The following is a 4,571-nucleotide window of genomic DNA, read 5'->3' as shown; positions in this document are numbered from 1 at the left end:
CTCCCGAACAGGCCGTGGGGCATGTGCGCAGGGTGGGGTCGGAGGAGCGCGCGAAAGCCTTCGCGGGAGGGGATGGCATTTCCGATGCGACGGCAGGGATGGGCCGCGCTGTGCGCGGTGACGACGCTGGTGCTGTCGGGTTGCAAGGAGCGTGAGGTCGCGGGCACCTGGAGCAATTCCTCCGGGTCCGTGGCGCTCAGCCGGGACGACTCGCTGCTCTACGTGGTGGACGCGGACAACGGCATCCTCGCCGTGGTGGACACCGCACGCCGGGAGAAGGTGTCCGAGGTGCGGGTGGGCCCGCGTCCGGAGCGCGTGGCGGTGGGCCCGGACGACACCGTGTACGTGACGAACCGGGGCGGCAGGAGCGTGTCCGTCATCCGCAAGGGAGACGCGGTGGAGGCCGCGCGCGTTCCGGTGGGCGTGGAGCCCACGGGGATGGCGCTGTCTCCGGATGGCAGCACGCTGTACGTGGTGAACAGCGCCATGCGTGAGTCCGCCGCGCGGGGCAGCCTCACCGCCATCGACACGGGCACGCTCACGGCGCGCTGGGAGCTGCCGCTGGGCGAGGAGCCGCGAGGCATCGCGCTGCTGGAGGACGGCCGCAAGGCGGCGGTGTCGCTGTTCCGGCAGGGCGACGTGATGACGGTGGACCTGTCGGACGCGAACCAGCCCCAGGTGATGCGCGGCGGCACGGACCTGCTCGCGAAGGCGAACCGGCCGTCGCCCCCTGCTGCCCCCTCGGAGTTCGAGCCGCTGCCCATGAATCCCCAGCAGGGCCCGCGCTCCTTCCGGTCGCGCGGCATGGTGGACCTGTTGAGCGCTCCGGATGGCCGGCGCCTCTTCGCGCCAGTGCTGTGGTCGCGCGAGGATCCGCTGGGCGGGCCCGTGGACGGCCGCGGACCCAATCCGGGAGAGTCGATGTACGGCGGCGGGACGCCCTGCGGCGCGTCGGCCGGTGGCGGCGTGGTGGCCGCGGGCCTCATCACCTTCGACGCGGAGGACGAAGCGCCCCGCCCGGTGGTGGACGACCTGGACGAGTGCAAGCCGCCGCCGGAGGAGAAGCCGGACTACCCCACGTCGCTCGTCGCGAGCCCCTTGTTCGACACGCCCCTGCAGGGGCCGGCGGCGGCGGTGGTGGACCCCACGGGCGCGTGGCTGTTCCTGGTGAACCAGGACTCGAACAACGTGGCCATCCTGCCCTCGTGGCGCCGCTCCGGTTCGGACCTGGTGAACGAGACGAGCCCGGTGCGGCAGCTGATTGCCGTGGGGGCGGGCCCCAACGGCATCGCGCTCACGCGGGACGGTCGCAAGGCGTACGTCTACAACGCGTTCGACCACACGGTCAGCACGCTGGGGTCCAGCGGCAACGCGTTCGGGGACATCCGCGAGGAGGGTGAGCGCCTGGTCATCGTGGGCGACACGCTGTCGCCGATGGCGGCGGCGGGCCGGCGGCTGTTCTTCAGCGCGGTGGATGCGCGGATGACCAGCCCGTCCGTGGCGGTGTCCTGCGCGTCGTGCCACCTGGAAGGCCGTGAGGACGGCCACGTGTGGGGCTTCCCGGACGGGCCGCGCCAGACGCCCAGCCTGGCGGGGCGCATGACCACGGCCACGGCGCCCTTCCACTGGAGCGGCGAGTTCTCCGCGCTGGGGGACTTCATGAGCGCCACGGTGAAGGACCGCATGGGCGGCCAGGATCTGGACGCGGACACGGTGGCGAAGCTGGGAGCGTTCATCGACGCCATCCCCGCGCCGGACAACGCGTTCCACGGCGAGCCGCTGACGGCGTCCCAGACGCGCGGCGCCGCTCTCTTCACGCAGGCGAAGTGCGACACGTGCCACACGGGCGCGGCGCTCACGGACAACCGCAACGTGGACGTGGGCACGTTCGTGCTCTCGGGCGTGCTGAAGGACGCGGCGGCGGTCATCAAGACGGGGCTCAACACGCCGTCGCTGCTGGGCGTGGGCCGCACCGCGCCGTACCTGCATGACGGCAGCGCGCCCACGCTCAAGGCCCGCCTGATGAACGGCCGCGAGACGAACCTGCACGGCACGACGGCGGGGCTGTCCGACGCGGACATGGACGACCTGGTGGCGTACCTGGAGACGCTGTAGCGGGGAGCGAACCGCACCGGCGCGGTCATTCCCTCTGGGGATGACCGCGCAGTGCAGGGTTCTTGCTTGAGCCGTGCCGCGAGGGCATGGAGACCCCCGCTCATGGGTCCCACCTCTCAGTCGGCGGGTTCGCTCCGTCTCAAGATCGCGTCTTCGCCCTGGGGCCTGGTGGCGCTGCTCCTGGTCCACCACTTCGGGCTCTGGGCGTGGACGGCCTGGCGCCGGGACATCCCACCGCTCCTGGTGTTGGATCGCTGGGACTCGCACCACTACAGCACGCTGGTCCTGGAGGGTTACTCATGGCCCCTCTGGGCCTTCCTGCCGCTGTACCCGGGCCTGGTCTGGCTGGTGCGGCAGGGGCTGGGGGGCACGCTGCCGCCCCAGGTCGTCGGCGCGGCCCTGTCCACGGCATGCCTGCTGGGCTTCGTCGCGTGGAACACCCATTGGGCGCGGCAGGGGCCGGAGCGCGAAGGGATGACGGCCCGGACGCCTTGGGGGTGGTTCGTCTTCCTCTACGCTCCCGCCAGCTTCGCGCTCCATTCGCACCACACGGAGGGGCTCTTCCTGCTCCTGTCGTTCGGGGCCCTGGCGTGTGCTTCGCGTGGGCTGCTCCTGCCCTCGGCCGTGCTGGTTTCGCTGTGCATCTTCACGCGCAACCAGGGCTGCTTCGTGGCCATCGCCGCCGCGCTCCTGGCAGCCATGCGCGAACCGTCGTGGCGCGAGCGCTTCGTGCGGTTCGGCTTCATGGGGTGTCTGGCGCTGGTGGCGTTCGGAGGTTTGCTCGTCTTCGAGTGGAGCCGCTCCGGCGACCCCTTCATGTTCCTGAAGGCCCAGCGGGAGTGGAATCACGTGGACTCTGTCTGGGGCGCCATCCGGGGGCTGTGGTTCGGCAATCCCTGGCACAAGGGATTCAACGGCTGGCTGGTGCTGCGGAACGTCTTCGGGGCCGCGTGGCTGGTGTTCGGGGTGATGTTGTGGCGACGCGACCGGGCCCTGGGCCTTTATGTCCTGCTGTCACTTCTGGTGATGCTGCCTCAAGGCGACCTGGGAAATGCCTTCCGCTTCGGCGCGGTGCTCTTCCCGGTCATGTTCGTCGCGGGCGACTGGCTGGCCACGCGTCCCAAGGCGTTGCGCTGGACGGTGGCACTGCTGCTCGTGTGGCTCAATCACAAGGCCACTCACGCCTACGCCATCGCGAAGTGGCCTTACTGATTCCGCCGCGGGCTACTGCGCAGCCGGTGCGGGCACCACGGGCTTCGGACTCGCGGGCACTGGCGCGACAGGACGCGGGGAGGGGACCGGCGACGGTTTCCGGGCGCCCGTGCCCGGAGGAGCGGAGAGCAGGTCCTTCGAACCCGCGCGCGGCGCGGTGAGGCTGTCCAGCGGCTCCAGCGGTTCATCCAGCAGAAGGCTGTCCCCCGCGTCGGCCGGAAGCTCCGAGCCCGCGTCCGCCGTCGTATCCCTCACGCCGTGATTCGACGTCACCGCGAGCCGGGCCACGTCCATCGCGCGGTCGGGGTCATCCCCCAGCCAGGTCACGACCACGACGCACGGCGTGTCGTCATCCCACGCCACCACCTGCGTCATGCCCTGCACGGGGTTACGGCGCGCGGCGGCCTTGCCCAGCGCCGGAATCTCCTCACCGCCCACGTTCAGCGTGGGCTCGAGCAGCGCGCGAACATCCGCGTTCGCGTAGTTCGGCTGGCAGTCATACGCCACCGACACGGACACGCCCGCCAGCGCCGCTGAACGCAGCGAGCACACGGGCCCGCACGTGGGACACGCGCGCTCCTCCTTCATCGTGAAGCCGTTCAGCGTGAGGTCGCGCAGGTCCGCCGGAAGCAGCTCCTCGCACGAGGGCAGCGTCAGCGTGGACGGCCGTCCCGGAATCCCGATGGCCCCCGCATCCGACGCTCCCGTCGCGTCCGTGCCCGCACCGGGCCTGCTGCACGCGCCCAGGGCGAGCGCCATCAGCAGTGCACCCCGTCCGACCCTCATCCCGTTGGCTCTCCTCACCGACGCCATGCGCGCGGCGCGGATGGTAGACCGTGCCCGGCCCCCGTCATCAGCATTGTGGCGCGGCTGCCGCTTTCCGGACGCGACCGGATGGCGGGGGAGAGGTCGGGCAGGCCGGCCTCGTTCATGGGCGGAGCGTGGGCTAGGCTGCCTGCCTTCCTCCACCATGCGCCTCTCCGGTCTCCTCAGCCTGTCGATCCTGGCCCTGGCGCCGGCCATTCCCGCCCGGGCCCAGACGTCCAGTCCGCCTCCCCGGAGCGCGACCCCCGACGAGTCCTGGAGCGAACCCGGCAAGCCCGCTTCCGAAGTCCCACCCGCACCACCGGCACCCGCGAGTCCCCAGGCCGCTCCCGGCGAGGAAGTCCCCTCCCGCGTCCAGCCGCCGCCCGAAGCCGAGGGCTGGGAGTCCTTCCCCGGCGCCTCCAGCCCCGCTCCTGTCC

Annotated in this window: 3 protein-coding genes and 1 pseudogene; 3 read left to right on the top strand and 1 reads right to left on the bottom strand. The window is 71.5% G+C overall.

All coding sequences use genetic code 11. From position 1 onward, the window contains the following. Positions 1 to 84 precede the first annotated feature (84 nt). Positions 85 to 2,115, top strand: coding sequence for a c-type cytochrome (locus D7V77_RS40415; RefSeq protein ID WP_120581507.1), 2,031 nt, complete (start codon positions 85 to 87; stop codon positions 2,113 to 2,115). 102 nt (positions 2,116 to 2,217) lie between these two features. Continuing rightward, entirely contained in the window at positions 2,218 to 3,327 is a 1,110-nt protein-coding gene (locus tag D7V77_RS40410) for a hypothetical protein (protein WP_120581506.1), read from the top strand. 12 nt (positions 3,328 to 3,339) lie between these two features. Here D7V77_RS40410 and D7V77_RS40405 read toward each other — a convergent pair whose 3' ends face one another. Further along, on the bottom strand, positions 3,340 to 4,113 hold the full coding sequence (locus D7V77_RS40405; protein ID WP_147452326.1) for a hypothetical protein: 774 nt from the start codon (positions 4,111 to 4,113) through the stop codon (positions 3,340 to 3,342). 184 nt (positions 4,114 to 4,297) lie between these two features. On the opposite strand from D7V77_RS40405, the pseudogene D7V77_RS45330 reads away from it, so the two are divergent. Then, positions 4,298 to 4,571: pseudogene (locus D7V77_RS45330) on the top strand (hypothetical protein); the annotation flags it as partial.

The organism is Corallococcus sp. CA041A, from assembly GCF_003612075.1.
Lineage (GTDB): Bacteria > Myxococcota > Myxococcia > Myxococcales > Myxococcaceae > Corallococcus > Corallococcus exiguus.
This window is presented reverse-complemented; position numbering and strand designations above follow the sequence as displayed.

Bases quoted from the DNA above. Each gene is read 5' to 3' on its own strand.
- D7V77_RS40405 (WP_147452326.1), bottom strand. From the start codon at position 4,113: ATGAGGGTCGGACGGGGTGCACTGCTGATGGCGCTCGCCCTGGGCGCG.
- D7V77_RS40410 (WP_120581506.1), top strand. From the start codon at position 2,218: ATGGGTCCCACCTCTCAGTCGGCGGGTTCGCTCCGTCTCAAGATCGCG.
- D7V77_RS40415 (WP_120581507.1), top strand. From the start codon at position 85: ATGCGACGGCAGGGATGGGCCGCGCTGTGCGCGGTGACGACGCTGGTG.